The 18,334-nt window shown below is 67.7% G+C and carries 14 protein-coding genes; 2 read left to right on the top strand and 12 right to left on the bottom strand.

Annotation, left to right across the window (positions count from 1 at the left end):
• The 7 genes from XAN126_RS0113780 to secG all read right to left on the bottom strand — a co-directional run bounded on the left by XAN126_RS0113780 (position 1) and on the right by secG (position 7,496).
• Positions 1-927, bottom strand: coding sequence for a DMT family transporter (locus XAN126_RS0113780; protein ID WP_024279172.1), 927 nt, complete (start codon positions 925-927; stop codon positions 1-3).
• 206 nt (positions 928-1,133) lie between these two features.
• Positions 1,134-2,504, bottom strand: a complete 1,371-nt coding sequence (locus tag XAN126_RS0113785; protein WP_024279173.1) for a glutamate--cysteine ligase — start codon at positions 2,502-2,504, stop codon at positions 1,134-1,136.
• A 174-nt stretch (positions 2,505-2,678) separates the two neighbouring features.
• Complete coding sequence (gene kdsA, locus XAN126_RS0113790; protein WP_024279174.1) at positions 2,679-3,545, bottom strand: 3-deoxy-8-phosphooctulonate synthase; 867 nt, start codon at positions 3,543-3,545, stop codon at positions 2,679-2,681.
• A 212-nt stretch (positions 3,546-3,757) separates the two neighbouring features.
• Positions 3,758-4,075, bottom strand: a complete 318-nt coding sequence (gene sugE / locus XAN126_RS0113795; RefSeq protein WP_024279175.1) for a quaternary ammonium compound efflux SMR transporter SugE — start codon at positions 4,073-4,075, stop codon at positions 3,758-3,760.
• 132 nt (positions 4,076-4,207) lie between these two features.
• Positions 4,208-5,080, bottom strand: a complete 873-nt coding sequence (locus XAN126_RS0113800) for a VOC family protein (protein ID WP_024279176.1) — start codon at positions 5,078-5,080, stop codon at positions 4,208-4,210.
• A gap of 224 nt (positions 5,081-5,304) precedes the next feature.
• Positions 5,305-6,933 carry a CTP synthase gene (locus XAN126_RS0113805; RefSeq protein WP_024279177.1) on the bottom strand — a complete coding sequence of 543 codons (1,629 nt, stop codon included), beginning with the start codon at positions 6,931-6,933 and terminating at the stop codon, positions 5,305-5,307.
• A 113-nt stretch (positions 6,934-7,046) separates the two neighbouring features.
• The gene (secG, locus tag XAN126_RS0113810; protein ID WP_024279178.1) at positions 7,047-7,496 is read right to left on the bottom strand and encodes a preprotein translocase subunit SecG; all 450 of its coding nucleotides are present in this window, start codon (positions 7,494-7,496) and stop codon (positions 7,047-7,049) included.
• A 454-nt stretch (positions 7,497-7,950) separates the two neighbouring features.
• Here secG and XAN126_RS0113815 point away from each other — a divergent pair, with 454 nt between their 5' ends.
• On the top strand, positions 7,951-8,766 hold the full coding sequence (locus XAN126_RS0113815; RefSeq protein ID WP_197024039.1) for an FkbM family methyltransferase: 816 nt from the start codon (positions 7,951-7,953) through the stop codon (positions 8,764-8,766).
• A gap of 33 nt (positions 8,767-8,799) precedes the next feature.
• Here XAN126_RS0113815 and XAN126_RS0113820 read toward each other — a convergent pair whose 3' ends face one another.
• The 4 genes from XAN126_RS0113820 to XAN126_RS26370 all read right to left on the bottom strand — a co-directional run bounded on the left by XAN126_RS0113820 (position 8,800) and on the right by XAN126_RS26370 (position 16,721).
• Positions 8,800-10,098: an NCS2 family permease gene (locus XAN126_RS0113820; RefSeq protein WP_197024040.1), complete on the bottom strand. Its 1,299-nt coding sequence runs from the start codon at positions 10,096-10,098 to the stop codon at positions 8,800-8,802.
• A gap of 60 nt (positions 10,099-10,158) precedes the next feature.
• Positions 10,159-10,800 carry a trimeric intracellular cation channel family protein gene (locus tag XAN126_RS0113825; RefSeq protein WP_038226243.1) on the bottom strand — a complete coding sequence of 214 codons (642 nt, stop codon included), beginning with the start codon at positions 10,798-10,800 and terminating at the stop codon, positions 10,159-10,161.
• Between the two features lie 83 nt (positions 10,801-10,883).
• Complete coding sequence (locus XAN126_RS0113830; protein WP_024279182.1) at positions 10,884-13,025, bottom strand: sodium-translocating pyrophosphatase; 2,142 nt, start codon at positions 13,023-13,025, stop codon at positions 10,884-10,886.
• 192 nt (positions 13,026-13,217) lie between these two features.
• Positions 13,218-16,721 (bottom strand): DUF3971 domain-containing protein, encoded by a 3,504-nt coding sequence (locus XAN126_RS26370; RefSeq protein ID WP_024279183.1) that lies wholly within the window; start codon positions 16,719-16,721, stop codon positions 13,218-13,220.
• Positions 16,722-16,980: 259 nt separating this feature from the next.
• Between XAN126_RS26370 and XAN126_RS0113840 the strand changes: the two genes are divergently transcribed.
• On the top strand, positions 16,981-17,454 hold the full coding sequence (locus XAN126_RS0113840; protein ID WP_024279184.1) for a peroxiredoxin: 474 nt from the start codon (positions 16,981-16,983) through the stop codon (positions 17,452-17,454).
• Positions 17,455-17,555: 101 nt separating this feature from the next.
• On the opposite strand, the gene XAN126_RS0113845 is transcribed toward XAN126_RS0113840, so the two are convergent.
• A complete protein-coding gene (locus XAN126_RS0113845) occupies positions 17,556-18,332 on the bottom strand; it encodes a heme ABC transporter ATP-binding protein (RefSeq protein ID WP_024279185.1) in 777 nt (258 codons plus the stop codon).
• Between the last annotated feature and the right edge of the window lie 2 nt (positions 18,333-18,334).

Here is an 18,334-nt window from a genome sequence, read left to right on the forward strand (position 1 = left end):
TTACACCACCGGCGGGGCCGGGTTGGGTCGCAGCACCAGCAGCACGCCGGCGAGCACCAGCGCGATGCCGCCGGCGGAGACCAGCGTCCAGTGGTAGCCCTCGAACACGGTCGAGATGGCGAGCGCCACCAGCGGGAACACCACCGTGCCGTAGCCGGCGCGGTTGGCCCCGATGCGCCGCACCAGCATGTTGTAGGCGGCAAAGCCCGCCAGCGTCTGGACGATGATGAGGCAGGCGAGGGAGCCCACATAGACGGGGCTCCAGTCGAACCGGAACGGCACGCCGTGGACGAGGGCAATCCCCAGCAGCACGAGCATGCCGTAGAAGAAGCCCCAGGTGGTCAGCGAGGCGATGGGATATTGCCGCCGCCCGGCGACGCCGGTGAGCAGGCTGCCGACCGAGAAGAAGAAGGTGCCGGCCAGCCCCAGCGCCAGCCCCTCCCCGGCCCCGTCGATGCCCTTGCCTTCCGAAAGGCTGGGGCCGAACACCAGCGCAAGCCCCACCACGCCCGCCACCGCGCCGCCGAGGATCTGGCGGCGCAGCGGCACCCGCAGGAACAGCGCGGAGAGGACGGGGATGATGATGGCCGACAGAGCGAAGATGACGGACATCAGCCCCGAGGGCAGGTGGTAGCCGGCATAGTAGAAGCTGACGAAATTGAGCGAGAACAGCGTCGCGCCGAGCCCGGCGAACAGCAGATGGTCGCGCCAGCCGAAGGCGAGCCGCCCGCCTGTGACGAGCACGAAGCCCAGCATCACCGAGCCGGCCACGGCGAAACGCCAGACGCCGGAGACCTCGGGGGCGACCACGCCGAGCTGCAGCTTCAGCGGCAGCCAGCCCGTGCCGAAAATGAGCACGCAGACCGCGTAAAGCAGAAGCTCGCGCGGGCCGAGCGGTCCGTCGGTGCGGGGCGGTGGGGCATGCATGGAGTGGAATCCGGAGGGTGGTGCACCCTATGGGGTCACCCTGCCCCCGGCAACGCACGACGGGCGCGCGACCAGCCTGAGCTGAGCCACGGCGAAGGGCGGAAGATCAGCGCCTGAGCGGCCCGGCGCGGGACGATTCCCAGCCATGACCTTGGCGCATGGCAGCCCCGCGCAGTGCGTCGCCGGGATGCCGGCGGTGTCTTGGATCAGTAGGCGAGCGCGTCGAACGCCGGCTCCACCGAGCCATTCCACGGCCCGTGGTACAGCTCCAGCAGCTCCTCCGCCGGGGCGCGCCCGGTGAGCACCGCCTGTTCCAGCGGCTCCAGGAATCGCGTTTCGTCGCGCCCCAGCCGGTCATGGAAGCCGCGCCGCTTGAGGCCGGCCTGCGACAGCTTGAGGACTTCCCGCGCGATCTCGCGCAGCGGCCGGCCGCGGATTTCGGCCTTGAGGGCGAGGCGGGGCACGTCGTCCCGCAGCGTCTGGCGCTCCTCGGCGGTCCAGCCCTTCACCAGATCCCAAGCCGCATCGAGGCTCTGCTGGTCATAGAGCAGGCCCACCCAGAAGGCCGGCAGAGCGCAGAGATTGATGGAGGGGCCGGCGTCGGCGCCGCGCATCTCCAGGAAGCGCTTCAGGCGCACCTCGGGGAAAATGGTGGAGAGGTGGTTGATCCAGTCGGAGAGCGTTGCCGTCTCGCCCGGCAGCAGCGGATGACGGCCGGCGAGAAGATCGCGGAACGAGGTGCCCGCCACGTCCACGTAATAGTCGCCGCGCTTCACGAAATACATGGGCACGTCGAGGGCGTAGTCCACATAGCGCTCGAAGCCGAATCCCTCCTCGAAGGCGGAGGGCAGCATGCCGGAGCGCGCATTGTCGGTGTCGCGCCAGATCTCAGAGCGGAAGGAGAGGAAGCCGTTGGGCTTGCCCTCGGTGAAGGGCGAGTTGGCGAAGAGGGCGGTGGCCACCGGCTGGAGCGCCAGGCCCACGCGCATCTTCTTCACCATGTCGGCTTCGGAGGAGAAGTCGAGGTTCACCTGCACGGTGCAGGTGCGGAACATCATGTCGAGGCCGAGGGTGCCCACCTTCGGCATGTAGTTGGACATGATCTTGTAGCGGCCCTTGGGCATCACCGGCGTCTCGGAGCGCGACCACTTAGGGCTCATGCCGATGGCGAGGAAGCCGATTCCGAGGGGCGTCGCCACTTCGCGCACCTGCGCGAGGTGAGCGTTCAGTTCCGAGCAGGTCTCGTGGATGGTGCGCAGCGGCGCACCCGAAAGCTCGAACTGGCCACCGGGCTCCAGCGAGATGGCCCCGCCGCCGGTGACATCAGCGAGGCCGATGATGGTCTCGCCTTCCATGATCGGCTCCCAGCCGAGCAGGGAGCGCATGCCCTCCAGAAGCTTGCGGATGCCCTTCGGCCCCTCATAGGGCACGGGCTCGTGACGGCCCATGGTGAAGGGGATCTTCTCGTGCTCGGTGCCGATCCGGAAGGACCGCTCGGGTTTCGCGCCCTCTTCCATCCAGGCGACGAGTTCGCCGCGGTCGGAAATCGGGGTCGCGTCGAGCGTGTCGCGGGCCATCAGGAAGCTCTTCAAGCGGAGGGGCGCGAGACCATACACGGCACCTCGGTCAAGGCAAGCGCATGGGGTCGGCACGGAAGGTGGCGGGGAAAGGCGGAACTTCAGGCAGGCAAAAAGGCAGGGCCGGCCCTGTTCCGCACGCCGCACCGCACGGAAGGAAGGCCAAGGTTCCGCTCAGATGGTGACGGGATTTGCTTTCGCAACCGCGTCGAACGCCTGAAGGGTGGTAATCAACGCCTCCAGCTTCGCCAGGGGCACCATGTTCGGCCCATCGGAGGGCGCCTTGTCCGGGTCAGGATGGGTCTCGATGAACACCGCCGCGACGCCCACGGCCACCGCCGCGCGGGCCAGAACCGGCACGAACTCGCGCTGCCCGCCGGAGGAGGTGCCCTGCCCGCCCGGCTGCTGCACGGAATGGGTGGCGTCGAACACCACCGGCGCGCCGGTGGTCTTGGCGAGGATCGGCAGGCCGCGCATGTCGGAAACAAGCGTGTTGTAGCCGAAGGAGACGCCCCGCTCCGTCACCAGCACGCGGCCATTGCCGGCGCCGGTGAGCTTGTTGACCACGTTCGCCATGTCCCACGGTGCGAGGAACTGACCCTTCTTCACGTTCACCACCCGGCCCGTGCGGGCGGCGGCGACGAGAAGGTCGGTCTGGCGGCACAGGAAGGCGGGAATCTGCAGCACGTCCACCACCTCGGCGGCGGCGGCGCATTGGTCGATCTCGTGCACGTCGGTGAGCACCGGCAGGCCGAGGCTCTCCTTGATCTCGCCGAACACCGGCAGCGCCGCCTGAAGCCCGAGGCCGCGGGCGGCGGAAAGGGAGGTGCGGTTCGCCTTGTCGAAGGAGGTCTTGAAGACGAGGCCGATGTTGCGACGCGTTGCGATCTCCTTGAGCGCGGCGGCGACCTCCAGAGCGTGGGCGCGGCTCTCCATCTGGCAGGGGCCGGCGATGAGCGTCAGCGGCAGGGCATTGCCGAAGCGCACGGGGCCGGCCTCGACGATGCTCTGCGGGGCGACGGGCGGCGGTGCGACGGTCATGGGCGATCCCTCAACGGCTCATGGAACGCCGCCAGCAGACCGGAAGCGTCCTTAAGCCTCAGAATAAATTCAGCTTTCCGGCCGCTGCACAGAGCGACGCGGCCGGAGCGCGCCCTTGATAGAGCATTTTCCCCATTTCGCTAAATCGCGAATGCGCGCGGTCCGGCGCTGCGAGCAGGCCGGACCGCGCAAAGGCCGATCGGGAAGGCCGTTCAGTGCGTGACCAGCTTGAGGCCGACGATACCGGCGGCGATGAGTCCGATGGACGCGAGGCGCAGTAGGTCGCTCGATTCGGAGAAGAACAGGATTCCGGCGACCGCCGTGCCCACCGTGCCGATTCCCGCCCACACGGCATAGGCCGTGCCGATGGGGATGCCCCGGAGCGCGAGGGACAAAAGCAGCAGGCTCACCCCGATGGTGCCGAGTGTGAACAGGCTCGGCCAGAGCCGCGTGAACCCTTCCGATTGCTTCATTCCGATGGCCCACGCGATTTCGGTGAGGCCGGCGATGAACAGATAGACCCATGCCATGGGCAGACACCACGAGAGGCGGGGTCGTCCCCGCCGCGCGACAAAGGAGGGTCACGGTCGTCCGTGCCGAGGGGCGGAGGGCTCCGCCCGGTCCGATGTAATATGATTTTCCTGATAGTAAAACTGATACCCTCAGGCCGGCGTCAGCTCAAACACCAGCGTGGCCCCCAGCGCGGCACGCGGCGGCACGACGACGATGCCGTCGATGGCCTCTTCCACCATGCGGCGCGCGGCAAGCGAGCGGCGCAGTTCCGGCGCACCGGGGGTGGAAAAGCGGATGGCCGCGAGGCGCAGGCCGGGTCCCCCCGGCGCGGGTACGCCATAGCGCTCGGTGAACATCTCGCGGGACATCACGTCGATGGAGCCGCGCGGCGTCTGCGCCACATACCAGGCATCGAGCGCGCGCTGCACCGAACAGCCGGAAAACGTCTCAAGAAACGCCTGGTGCTCGGCCGGCGCATCGGCCACCAGCACCACGCCGGCGACAGACGTCACCTGATTGGAATGGCGCTGGAGATCCGGCGACCAGAAATTCTCGGGATTGAGCTGGGTGCAGGCGAAAGCGCCGAAATCCGGGCTCGCAGGATCGCGGGCGAAGGCGAGGCGGAAACCCACGTCCACCTCCTGCCCGTCCGGCCGGCGCGCCTTGCGGGCGAAATCGAAGATGTCGAAGCCGCCGAAGCCATCGGCATCGAAGGCAGCCTTCTCGTGCCCTGCGTCCGAGCCCTCCAGCACCAGCATGGAGAGGCCTTCGCCGATGCGGGCGAGGAAATCCTGGTTGAACGCGCCGAAGGAGAAGGCCTCGCCCTGCGCGGCGGGAATCTTGTCGGGCTCCGCGATCTGCAGCAGCTCGATGAAGAAGCCCGGCGTCTGGATGATGCGGTTTTCCGTGCCCCACGGGTGCCGGTTTCTCGCCCCCACGGTGAAGCCCAGAAGGTCATAGATTTCACCGGCCGCGTCGAGATCGCGGACGAGGTGCACCACGTGGTCGAGGCCGCGTCGCATGGCTTCTCCTCTCATCGGGCCGATGCTGCGCCCCCATCGGGCGCGCATTCCGCAACGGCAGAATCATGGGAAGGAACGCTACGGCAAGGGGCCGCGCGTCGCCTGATTGGCGGGCGCATCCCCCCGGCGGCCCGGCTGGAGCTTAGTGTGTTTTGACGCGACGTGGCTACCGCCCGGAGGAAGAAAACCCGGGACGGCGCCCTAAGCCATTGCAAAGAAACGGCTCAGACGAGCCGGCTCTGATCCTTGGCAGCGCGGATGAACGAGGCGAACAGCGGGTGCGGCTCGAACGGCCGCGACTTCAGCTCCGGATGGAACTGCACGCCGATGAACCACGGATGCTCCGGATATTCCACGATCTCCGGCAGCAGCCCGTCCGGCGACATGCCGGAGAACTTCAGCCCGTGCTGCTCCAGACGCTCGCGATAGGCGGTGTTCACCTCGTAGCGGTGACGGTGGCGCTCGGAGATGTCGCGCCGGCCATAGACGCCTTCCACCTTGGTCTCGGGCTCCAGCACCGCATGGTAGGCGCCAAGCCGCATGGTGCCGCCGAGATCGCCGGCGGCGTTGCGCCGCTCCAGCTCGTTGCCGCGCAGCCATTCGGTGAGCAGGCCCACCACGGGCTCGGGGGTGGCGCCGAACTCGGTGGAATTGGCCTTCTCGATGCCGGCGAGGTTCCGCGCCGCCTCGATGACCGCCATCTGCATGCCGAAGCAGATGCCGAAATAGGGCACCTGCCGCTCGCGGGCGAACTGGGCCGCGCGAATCTTGCCCTCGGCGCCGCGCTGGCCGAAGCCGCCGGGCACGAGGATGCCGTGGACGTGCTCCAGGAAGGGCGCGGGGTCCTCGCGCTCGAAGGTCTCGCTCTCGATCCAGTCGAGATTGACCTTCACCTTGTTGGCGATGCCGCCGTGGGCGAGCGCCTCGATCAGCGACTTGTAGGCGTCCTTCAGGCCCGTGTACTTGCCGACGATGGCGATGGTGACCTCGCCCTCGGGGTTGCGCACGCGGGTCTCGATGTCTGTCCAGCGCTTCAGATTCGGCGCGGGGGCCGGCTCGATGTTGAAGGCGGCCAGCACTTCCTTGTCGAGGCCTTCCGCGTGGTAGGCGGAGGGCACGGCGTAGATGTTGTCGACGTCCCGCGCCTCGATCACCGCCGTCTCGCGCACATTGCAGAACAGCGAGAGCTTGCGGCGCTCCTCGCGCGGGATCTCGCGGTCGGTGCGGCAGAGCAGGATGTCCGGCTGGATGCCGATGGAGCGCAGCTCCTTCACCGAATGCTGGGTCGGCTTGGTCTTCAGCTCACCGGCCGAGGGGATGTACGGCATCAGGGTGAGGTGGATGAAGATGGCGTGGCCGCGGGGCAGCTCGTTCTTGAGCTGGCGGGTGGCCTCGAAGAAGGGCAGGCCCTCGATGTCGCCCACCGTGCCGCCCACCTCGATCAGCACGAAATCGAAGCCCTCGTTGCCTTCCAGCACGAAGTCCTTGATCGCGTTGGTGACGTGGGGAATCACCTGGATGGTGGCGCCGAGATAGTCGCCACGCCGCTCCTTGGCCAGGATGTCCTGGTAGATACGGCCGGTGGTGATGTTGTCCTGCTTGGTCGCCGGATGACCGGTGAACCGCTCGTAGTGGCCGAGATCGAGGTCCGTTTCGGCCCCGTCATCGGTCACGAACACCTCGCCATGCTGATACGGGCTCATGGTGCCCGGATCGACGTTCAGATAGGGGTCGAGCTTGCGCAGGCGGACGGTGTATCCGCGCGCCTGGAGAAGAGCGCCGAGTGCTGCGGAGGCGAGGCCCTTGCCCAGGGAAGACACGACGCCGCCGGTGATGAAGATGTAGCGCGCCATGGGCCTCGACCTTACCTAATGCAAACGCGATTCGGCGAGGGCGAAACCGGGACCGGCCTCACCTCGCCTGTGGAGAAGAAACGGCGCGGCCGAAGCCGCGTCGCGTCAATGGATCACTTGGACTGCGGAACCTGGGGACCGGACGGCGCCGCGGGCTCGGCCGGGGTGGCAGAAGCCGGAGTGGCAGGAGCCGGGGCAGAGGTACCCTGCGGAGCGCCGCCCTGCGGGGCCTGCTGGCGCAGCTGGTCGAGAATCGACCCGCCGCTCTGCGGCACCTGCGGCCCGCCCTGGTTCTGCTGCGCCGGCGGCAGGATGGAGCGCGGGGCGCGACCCCAGCCGGCCACGATGGTCAGCGACAGCGAAGTGATGAAGAAGATCAGCGCGAGAATCGCGGTGGCGCGGGTGAGCACGTTGGCCGTGCCGCGCGCCGTGAAGAAGCCGCCGCCCGAACCGCCGCCGCCCCCGCCGATGCCGAGGCCGCCGCCTTCCGAGCGCTGGATGAGCACCACGCCGATCAGCGCGAGCACAACCATCAGGTGAATTACGATGAGAACCGTCTGCATGGAATCCATCACGTTCGCGCCAGAGCGGTGCCCCGGCGCGCAGGTCGCGGGTCTCCTACACGATCGGGCGCCCGGAGGGAAGAGCGGGACAGCGCCGCCTTGGCGGCACGTTCAGCAAACGTCAAATTCAGGAACACGCCCTGTGAAGCCGAAGCTTATTCTGTGTAGAACTTAAGTTTACAGCCGTTCAGATCACGCCATTCGAATTGCAAAACGCAAAAATATCTAGTGATCAGACCTAATCGGCGGAGAATTTCGATTCAAATATCGCGAACCCGAACTCAGCAGGCTAGTTTCAGACTGTTCGGCGATGCTCAGTCTTGGCTGGTATTCGAGTAACCGCGGGGCGGCGCGACCATCTATTCAATCCGCTCGGGGATAATTCCGTCAGGACTACTTACGCATTCGCTGCCAAGCCGGCCTGCGCTGCAGGCCTGTGTCGGAGATGGTGCACATGGATTTGTCTCGCAAGTGGCACAATTCAATGGCTGGGCTTCTCGCCATCCTGTCCTTTGACAACCGGTGGGAAGTCGTGGCCACGCGGGTGCTGTTCCGCGGCACGGGAATGATCACCTACCGCAAAAACGGCATGGAGTTTGTCATCGACCACCACGGCGGGGACGAGAACGGTACGCGATTGTGCCTGACCAGCCCGATGTATCGTCTTCTGATACCGCAGCTGGGGCTCAAGAGCCCATTGACGCTCATCGATCTCGGCGCCAACGGGGGTGGTTTCCCCCTCCTGCTGGCCGACATGGGCTTTAAATTCAAGAAGATTGTCGCCGTCGAGATGAACCCGCGCGTGTTCGCGCGCATGCAGCTTAATCTCGTCCAGAATTTCGACGCGAAGCTTGAGTTGTTCAACCGTGCGGTGAGCGGCGCGGCCGGGACCATCAGGGCAGAACTCGGGCGGGGAAGCACGGGCGAATCCCTCGCCGGCGCGGCCGGCCATAGCTCGCACGGAACGCTTCGCGCCACCTCCGTGGGGGCCATGACGTTCGACGACCTGATCGCACAGTCGCTGGACGCGGACGAAGTGGCCGATCTCTGCAAGATGGATATAGAGGGATCGGAGTACGACATCTTCGCTATGGGGCACTGCTCGGCGCTGAGGCGGTGCCGCAACCTCATCATCGAAATCCACGAGGTCGCAGGCAAGCAGCCCGAGGAGGTCATCTCGGCGATCACCGCACTGGGATTTGCGGAGATCCCCCGTCCTGCGGGGGCCGATCCTACTGTCTATTCCTTCCGCAACCTTCACCTGGCCTGAGGTCCAGGGGAAGGCCAGCCCTTCCCGTGCCGCCTATTCGATCGCCAGCAGCACCGCCGACGCGATCGCGATCACCCACACCGCGCCGCTGATGCGCCGCCAGCGGCCGGCGATGAGGTTCACCACCACATAGGTGATGAAGCCGAGGCCGATGCCCGTGGCGATGGAGAAGGTGAACACCACCGCCAGTGCCGTGGCCGCGGCGGGGAAGGCCTCGGCTGCATCGTCCCACGGCAGGTCGCCCATGGCGCCGACCATGGCGAGGGCCACCACCAGCAGCGCCGGCGCGGTCGCGTATCCCGGCACCGCCAGCGCCAGAGGTGCAAAGAGCAGGCAGGCGAGGAACATGAGCGCCACCACCACGGCGGTAAGACCGGTGCGCCCGCCCGCCTCGATGCCCGCGGCGCTCTCGATATAGGAGGTGAGCGTGGAGGTGCCGAGCGCCGAGCCGACGATGGCGCCGCCCGAATCGGCGATGAGCACCCGGCCGAGGCGCGGCACGGACCCGTCCTCCCGCATCAGCCCGCCCTTGTAGAGGGTGGCGATGAGCGTGCCCATATTGTCCAGGAGCACGAGCAGGAACAGCGCCGCGATCACCCCGGTCATGGACAGCCGCAGCACGCCGGCGATGTCGAGCTGGAGCAGCGTCGGCGCCAGCGAGGGCGGAGCCGAGACGATGCCGGAGAAGGAGACGAGGCCGAACGGCACGCCGGCCAATGTCGCCGCCGCGATGCCGATGAGGATCGCCCCCGGCACGCCCCGCGCCGCAAGGCCGCTCATGAGCAGGAAGCCGCCGCAGGCGATGAAGGTGGGCGGGGCGGCAAGGTTACCCAGCGCCACCAGCGTCACCGGGCTCGCCACCACCACCCCCATGCCCTTGAGGCCCAGGAGCGCGAGGAACAGGCCGATGCCCGTGCCCATGCCGAGCTTCAGCGACATGGGGATGGAATTGAGCAACCATTCGCGCACCCTAAACAGGCTGAGAGCGAGGAACAGCACGCCGGAGATGAACACCGCCCCCAGCGCCTGCTGCCACGGCACGCCCATGCCCAGCACCACGGTGAAGGTGAAATAGGCATTGATGCCCATGGCCGGCGCGACGGCGATGGGATAGTTCGCGATGATCCCCATCATGGCCGAGCCGAACGCCGCCGAGAGGCAGGTGGCGGTGAAGGCCGCCCCCGCGTCGATCCCCGCCTGCGCCATGATCTGCGGGTTCACCACCACGATATAGGCCATGGTGAGAAACGTGGTGATGCCCGCCACCACCTCGGTCGGGATGGTGGTGCCGTGCGCTTCCAGCTGGAAGACGCGCTCGATCAGTCCGCGCATGTGAACCGCCCTGCCCTATCCAAGCCAGAGGCTAGCAGCAACGTTCGCGCCGTGCAGGCGCTAATGCAGGTCCTTGGTGTAGACGAATTTCGGCATGCTCCAGCCGAAGCGCAGGGCCAGCAGGCGCAGGGTGAGGCCGGCGGCCATGGCGATGGCCATGGTGAGCGGCTGCGGCAGCCCGGCCAGCGGCCCGGCCACGTAGAGCAGCCCCGTGAGGATCGACACCGTCGCATATAGCTCAGCGCGGAACAGCAGCGGCACCTCGTTGCACAGCACGTCGCGCAGCACGCCGCCGACGCAGCCGGTGATCATGCCCGCCGCGATCACCACGATGACGGGCAGGCCGAGCCCGATGGCCACGTTGCAGCCGATGACGGTGAACACCACGAGGCCCACGGCGTCCAGAAACAGGAACACCTGCCGCAGATGGTCCATGACGCGGGCGAGGAAGACGGTGCCCAGCGCCGCCCCGCCGGTGACGATGAGATAGGAGGGGTGCGCCACCCACGAGAGCGGGTAGTTGCCGAGCAGCACGTCCCGCACGGAGCCGCCGCCCAGCGCGGTGACGCAGCCGAGCAGGAACACGCCCACCCAGTCCATTTCCCGCCGTCCCGCGGCGAGCGCGGCCGTCATGGCCTCGGCCACGATGGCGACGAGATAGAGGATGTGGAGCAGGGTTTGCGGCGAGACGTACGAACTCAGGATAGGCCCCCGCGCAAAAACGCCGCCTGCCCCGGCAGGGACAGGCGGCAGCCTTGGTGTCGTCCCCGGCGAACCGGGGCGGTTCAGTGCCCCAGCACCGCCAGCAGCAGCAGCGCGACGATGTTGGTGATCTTGATCATCGGGTTCACAGCAGGTCCCGCCGTGTCCTTGTAGGGATCGCCCACGGTGTCGCCGGTCACGGAGGCCTTGTGGGCTTCCGAGCCCTTCATGTGGCGCACGCCATCCTTGTCCACGAAGCCGTCCTCGAACGACTTCTTGGCATTGTCCCACGCGCCGCCGCCCGAGGTCATGGAGATAGCGACGAACAAGCCGGTGACGATGACGCCAAGCAGCATCGCCCCCACCGCCGAGAAGGCCGCCGACTTGCCTGCCACGCCGCCGCCCGCCACGAAGTAGATGGCGAAGTAGCAGAAGATGGGCGAGAGCACCGGCAGCAGCGAGGGGATGATCATCTCCTTGATGGCCGCCTTGGTCAGCATGTCCACCGCGCGGGAATAGTCCGGCTTCTCGGTGCCGGCCATGATGCCCGGCTTTTCGCGGAACTGCCGGCGCACTTCCTCCACGATGGCGCCTGCCGCGCGGCCCACCGCCGTCATGCCCATGGCGGCGAACAGGAAGGGCAAGAGGCCGCCGAACAGCAGGCCCACCACCACGTAAGGGTTCTCGAGCGAGAAGTTGGGCGTGACGCCGGCGAAGTAGGAGCCCGGCGCCGCCTGCGCGATGAAGAACTTGAGGTCCTGGCTGTAGGCGGCGAACAGCACCAGCGCGCCGAGGCCGGCGGAGCCGATGGCGTAGCCCTTCGTCACCGCCTTGGTGGTGTTGCCCACCGCGTCGAGCGCGTCGGTGGACTGGCGCACCTCCTTGGGCAGGCCCGCCATCTCGGCGATGCCGCCGGCATTGTCCGTCACCGGGCCGAAGGCATCGAGGGCCACGATCATGCCGGCGACGCCGAGCATGGTGGTGGCGGCGATGGCGATGCCGAACAGGCCGGCGAGGCCGTAGGCGCACAGGATGCCGGCGATGATGACGATGGTCGGCAGCGCCGTCGATTCCAGCGAGACGGCGAGGCCCTGGATGATGTTGGTGCCGTGGCCCGTGACCGACGCCTGGGCAATGGACACCACCGGGCGATAGCCGGTGCCGGTGTAATACTCGGTGATGACCACGATGGCCCCCGTCACCGCGAGGCCGACGAGGCCGCACAGGAACAGGCTCGTGCCCGAATAGGCCACCCCCTGGATCGGCCCGAAGCCGGGCAGCAGCCAAGTCACCACGGCAAGCGCGATGATGGAGAAGCCCGCCGTCGCCATGAGGCCCTTGTAGAGCGCGCCCATGATGGAGGAGTTCGCCCCCAGCCGCACGAAATAGGTGCCGGCGATGGAGGTGAGGATGCACGCCCCGCCGATGGCCAGCGGATAGACGATCATGGTGGCGAGCGTCGCCGGATTGGCGGCGAAGAAGATGGCCGCGAGCACCATGGTGGCGACCACCGTCACCGCATAGGTCTCGAACAGGTCGGCCGCCATGCCGGCGCAGTCGCCGACGTTGTCGCCCACGTTGTCGGCGATGGTGGCCGGGTTGCGCGGGTCGTCCTCGGGAATGCCGGCTTCCACCTTGCCGACGAGGTCGCCGCCCACGTCCGCGCCCTTGGTGAAGATGCCGCCGCCGAGACGGGCGAAGATGGAGATGAGCGAGGCGCCGAAGCCCAGCGCCACAAGCGCATCCACCACCGTGCGGCTGTTCGGCGCGAAACCGAGGAAGCCGGTGAGGATGAGGTAGTAGACGCTGACGCCGAGCAGCGCGAGGCCGGCCACCAGAAGGCCGGTGACGGCGCCCGCCTTGAAGGCGAGGTCGAGGCCGCCGGCCAGCGAAAGCGTCGCCGCCTGCGCGGTACGCACGTTCGCCCGCACCGACACGTTCATGCCAATGAAGCCGGCGAGGCCGGAGAGGATGGCCCCCAGCGCGAAGCCGATGGCCACCAGCCAGCCGAGGAACACGCCCACGAGGATGAAGATGACGGCACCCACGATGCCGATAGTGGTGTATTGCCGGCGCAGATAGGCCTGCGCGCCTTCAGCGATGGCGGATGCGATCTCCTGCATCCTGGCGGTTCCCGGGTCCGCCTCCATCAACCCCTTGATCGTCCATACGCCGTACGCCACGGCCAAGAGGCCGCAGGCGATGATGAGCACCAGAGCCAGCATCTATCCCACCCTCAATTCGTTTCCTGCCAATTATGTTTATGGGCCGGGAGTGTGAGGGGTGCCGTGGGCCATCGCAAGGGGCGTTTGGGCAAAGCGTCGCACCTTAGGACGGTTTCATGAGACCGTCGCACGATTGCCCCATGGGCGGGGCTTCCACTTTCGCCTCCCCCGTCCGCCGGGGCATCGGAAGGGCTATCGCGTCGGCGGCGTTCCGGTCGAATCGCGGAATTCGAAGATCTTGCGCAGGAAGCCCGGCGCCACGGCCGAGATGGGGTTGATGCGCAGGGTCGGACCGGTGGACAGCGGGCCGACGACCTCGAAGGTCACGCCCACCAAGCCCTCATTGGGTCCGCCGCCGAGGAACAGGCCAATGACCGGCAGCTTGGAGAAGATGTTGTTGAGGGCGTAGGCCGGCACGAAGGTGCCGCGCATGTTGATGCGGTCGGCGGCGAAATCCAGCGAACCGTCGAAGGTCGCGCCCACGGAGGGGCCCCAGATGGCGCCTTCCTTGAAGACGATCTTGCCGGTGGAGCGGGAGAACTGGGCCTGCGCCTTCTCGAAGGCGGCGGTGCCGTTCTCGATGCGGCCTGAGCTGTCGCGGGCGGCGCTGGAGAGGCGCTCGAGGCCGGGCTCGCCCTTGATGGAGAAGTCGCTCAGGTGCAGCACGCCTTCCTGCGGCGTGTTGTCGCTGCGCGGGGGATCAACCACCAGCCACGCCTCGCCGCCCTGCATCTTGGCGTAGATGTCGAGGAAGCGGAACAGCGCGCCGGCGTCCGAAGTGGTGATCTGCAGCGCCCGCTCGCGGCCCTGCCAGGTGCGCATCTCGCCGGCCACCGTGCCTTCCCGGCCCGTCTTGGCGGTGAGGGTGAAGTCGCGCATCTCGACGCCGCGCCGGGTGGTGGAGAGATCGAACTGGCGCAGCACCTCGCCGTTGTTGCCGGTAAGCGCACCGATGCGCGCCTCCACGTCCACGTCCTGCGACTTGCGCTTGTCGGTTGGGGGGCCGCTGACGAGGCTCTTCATGATGCCACGGGCATCCATCACCTCGCCGGTGATGCGGATCTTCAGCACCGATCCGACCCGCTCCGCCTTGGCCGAGGCCTTGTCGCCATCCGAAAGCTGGAAGGTCGGGAAGTTCGCGCCCATCAGGTCGCCGCTGTCGGCGAGTTCCATGCTGCCCTTGAGCAAAGTGCCAGAGCCATCGATCACCATGTCATCGAGGCGGATGGAACTGCCCTTGTCGTTCACCGTGAAGCGCGCCTTGAGCGGCTTTCCGGCGGGCTTGCTGAGGCCGGGGATGAGATCAGAGATGCGGGCCTGGGTCAGGTCCGATTCGATGCTGGCGCGCGTGTCCTTGTTGTTGGTGGTGCCCACGAGGCGCACGCCCACCGGGCCGCTCACGCCGGGAACGTCCACGCCGAGCTTGCTGCGGGCGGCGTCGTCGAGGGTGGCGGAGACGCGGATGTCGGAATCCGCCGCGTCCTTCTTTTTCTCGTATTCGAAGGCGAGCGGCGCGCCGGCGAGCTTGCCCTCGCCGCGCAGCACAATGCCGGCAGGCGAGGCGAAGGCCTTCACCGTCGCCCCCTCCAGCCGCTGGCCCTTGAACACCTTGTCCACGCCAAAGTCGGTGAGGCTGGCTTCCAGCGAATAGTCGAGGTCCTCTGGCAGCGGCACCTTGCGGAAGATCATGTTCACCTGCAGCAGCGCCGAGAGCCGGCCGCGCGTGGTGGAGGGATCGAAGGCCGTGCCCTGCGGCCCCTTCAGCGGCTCCATGCCCAGCACCTCGATGCCGGCGTCGGCAGGGCCGTTGAAATTCACCCGGATCTGCGCAGAGGGCTCGCGCGGGAAATAGTCGGGAATCAGCATCACGCCGTCGCTCACCGCGATCTTGCGGTTCTGCGGCGTCACCACTGTGCCGTCGGGCATGGTGATGCGCACCGAGCGGCCGGTGACGAGGATGGCGAGGCTGGAATTGGTGATGGGCGGCAGGCCCTTCACCGGCCGGATCGTCACGCCCTTGCCGGTGATGGTGAAGCGCACCCCGTCCTCGGGGAGCGGCACCTGCTTCTGGCCGATGAGGTCGAGCGGCAGCTTCACCGCGACCGCGATGCCTTCCGCCGTGCCGCCGGAGACGTTCTCCACCGCGAACTGACGGGCGGGAGGCGCAATGTTCACCGGCCAGAAGCGCTTCACCGTCGCCACCGGCATGGGAGAGGCGACGCCGTCGAACTTCAGGTAAGGGATCGGGACGCCGAAATCGAACAGCGCCGTGAAGCTGAAGCTCGCGGTGGAAGCGCCCAGCAGGCCCTGGTCCACCACGATCTGGCGGCTGGGCGGATCGAACCGGCCGGACACGTCCACCTTGGTGATGACGAGGGGCGGCTCGGGCATCTCCGGCCCCTGAAACACGACCTGCTTCGGCCCCATCTGGAACGGCCACGGCTCCTGCGCCTTGGCCGGCACGTGGATCTCGCCCGCCAGCTCGATGATGTTCTGGCTCTTCACCGCCTCGATGGGAGCGACCACGATTACCCGGCGCGCCACATCCAGCTTGGCCGCGATGCGAGCGCGGTCGATGACAAAGCGCTCTTCCGGGTCCTCGCCACTGCCGAGCGCGCCGGCGCCGAGGTCGAGGCTTGCGTCCGCGGACGTGAGCGCGCCGTCGAGGGCGAGGCGGGCGGAGAAGGAGGCGTTGAGGGGGGTGTCGATATAGAAGCGCCGCTGGTCCTGCACGAAGGCGTGCAGCAGGTCGCGGGTCGAGACGTTCCGGATGGCCACGTCCATGGCGCGCTCGCCATTGCTGACCGGGCTGATGCGCGCGACAGCGGTGGCGACGCCCTGCGGCGACTGGGTGGTGAAGGTCAGCACCGCGCCGCCACCCGGCGGCCGCGCGAGCCGGACGCTCATGTGCTGGAAGACGATTCGGCGGCCGGCGCCCTCGTTCTCCACGATCACGGTGCCGTCCTTGAGGCCCACGTCCGCGAGCGCGCCACCGTCGAAGCCGGCGGTTTCGAGGTCCGCCATCCAGCGGGCAAGCGCGACGGGCTTGAGCGGATCGAAATCCGCGCCAGCGGCATCGGCGGCCTGTTGCGCCTTGTCCGGCGGCGAGGCGGGAGCGGAGGCCGGGGCCGCAGTCTGGGATGCAGCGGGCGCCGCCGCGGAGCGGGCGGTGGGGCTGGCGGGGATCGCCTTGGCGCCACGGCCGGTAGCCACCGCCACCTGACCGGTCGGGGCGATTCGCACCGTCATTTCCGCGCCCACGAGGTCGATGCGCCGCGCCTTGGGCATGAGCGAGAGGATGGAGCCCTCCAGTTCCACCTCGGCGCTCGGCGCGCTGGCGACGAGCTGGCCGTCGGGGCCGGTGACGCGGATGTCGTGGACCACCACGGCGGTGGCGCCATGGCCCACCGTCTCCATGGTGGTGGCGCCGATGCTGACCTTGTGGCCGCCGCCGATGCGCTCCTCCAGCGCCCGCTCGATATAGGGCGTGGCGAGGTTGGCGGTGACCATGCCGGTGGCGATGAGCACGTAAAGGGTGACGGCAGCGACGCCGCCGAGGGCGATCAGGACGAGGCACAGGCCGGTAAAAAGGCGCGCGGCACGGCTGCGCGGCGTCAGCGCACCGACAATGCCCCGGAAGCGGGACCGCTTAGGCTCGCGCCGCGCCCCCGCCGGCCTCTCCTGCCGAAACTCCATTCCGTCTGGACCTTCCCTCTACCGCTTCGGCCGTTCCCGGCCGTTCGTCCGCAACCCGGCGATGGTCCCGCGGTGCCCTCCGGAGTGCGCTTCGATTCGCCTCCGGCCCGCAAGAAATGAGCCTAACCTGCCCTTGTCTCGTAAAGATGAGGTGGATCAACTCCCTTGATGATACCATCTGGCCCAAGAACGCGGCCATCTTGTGGGCTTGCATTTGAGCAGCCCCGTATGGCGCCGAACACGTCGAAAGGAAGGCGAAATGTCCAGTTTCCCGGAGGTTGGCGCCAAGGCGCCCGCTTTCTCGCTCACCCGTGATGGGGGCGGTACCGTTTCATTGAAGGATTTCAAGGGCCGCAAGCTGGTGGTCTATTTCTACCCCAAGGCTGACACGCCTGGCTGCACCAAGGAAGCCATTGCCTTCAACGGCCTTAAGGCGGAATTCGCCGCTGCCGACACCGACATCCTCGGCGTCTCCGCCGACGAGGTGAAGGCGCAGGACAAGTTCCGCGACAAGTACAGCCTCGGCTTCGCGCTGGGCTCCGACCCCGACAAGGCCATGCTGGAAGCCTATGGGGTCTGGGTGGAAAAGAGCATGTACGGGCGCAAGTACATGGGCGTCGAGCGCGCCACCCTCCTCATCGGCCGCGACGGCAAGGTGGCGAAGACCTGGCCCAAGGTGAAAGTGGACGGCCACGCCGCCGAGGTGCTGAAGGCGGCGCAAGAACTGGGCTAAACCCAGTTTAAAGCTTCAACCACGCTGGGCTGAGCCCAGTTCATGGCTACGGGCACGCTGGGCTGAGCCCAGCTTCCGGCCACACCCCGCCGCGCCCGCGCCTACTCCGCCGCCAGCACGTTCTGCGGCAGGATGAAGGGGCCGGGCGGGGCCACCCCGATTCGCAGGCGGATGCCGAAGGCGTCCGCCAGCACCGGCTCGGTCAGCACCTCCGCCACCGGCCCCGCCGCGCGGACCCGCCCTCCCGCCAGCACCACGATCTCGTCGGCCACCATGGCGGCGAGGTTGAGGTCGTGCAGCACCGCCAGCACGCCCCCGCCAGCGTCCGCATGGGCGCGGGCAATGTTGAGCACGGTGAGCTGGTGGGCGAGATCGAGGCTGGCGGTGGGCTCGTCGAGGAAGAGATAGCCCGGTGCATCCGGCTTTCCCGCATCCAGCTGGGCGAGAATGCGGGCGAGTTGTACACGCTGCCGCTCGCCACCCGACAGGCTGTCATAACGCCGGTCGGCGAAACCGGGCAGGTCCACCCGCGCCAGCAGGCGCAGGATGCGGGCGCGGTCATGCCCCTCCCCGGCCATGAGCCCGGCGGTGATGACCTCGGCGGCGGTGAAGGGAAAGGCCACCTCCGCCGCCTGCGGCAGCACCGCCCGGCGCCGCGCCAGTTCCAGCGGCCGCATGTCATGGATGGAGACACCGTCCAGCGTCACCCGGCCCGTGGCGAGCCGGTGCTCGCCCGACATGGCCTTCAGCAAGGTCGACTTGCCGGCGCCGTTCGGCCCCACCAGCACGGTGACGCACCCCGGCCGAACGGTGAGGCTCGCGCCATCCACGAGGCGACGGCCGGAGGCCGTGACGGTGACGTTCTCTGCGCGATACATGC

The organism is Xanthobacter sp. 126, assembly GCF_000526175.1.
In the GTDB taxonomy this organism is placed as follows: Bacteria; Pseudomonadota; Alphaproteobacteria; order Rhizobiales; family Xanthobacteraceae; genus Xanthobacter; species Xanthobacter aminoxidans.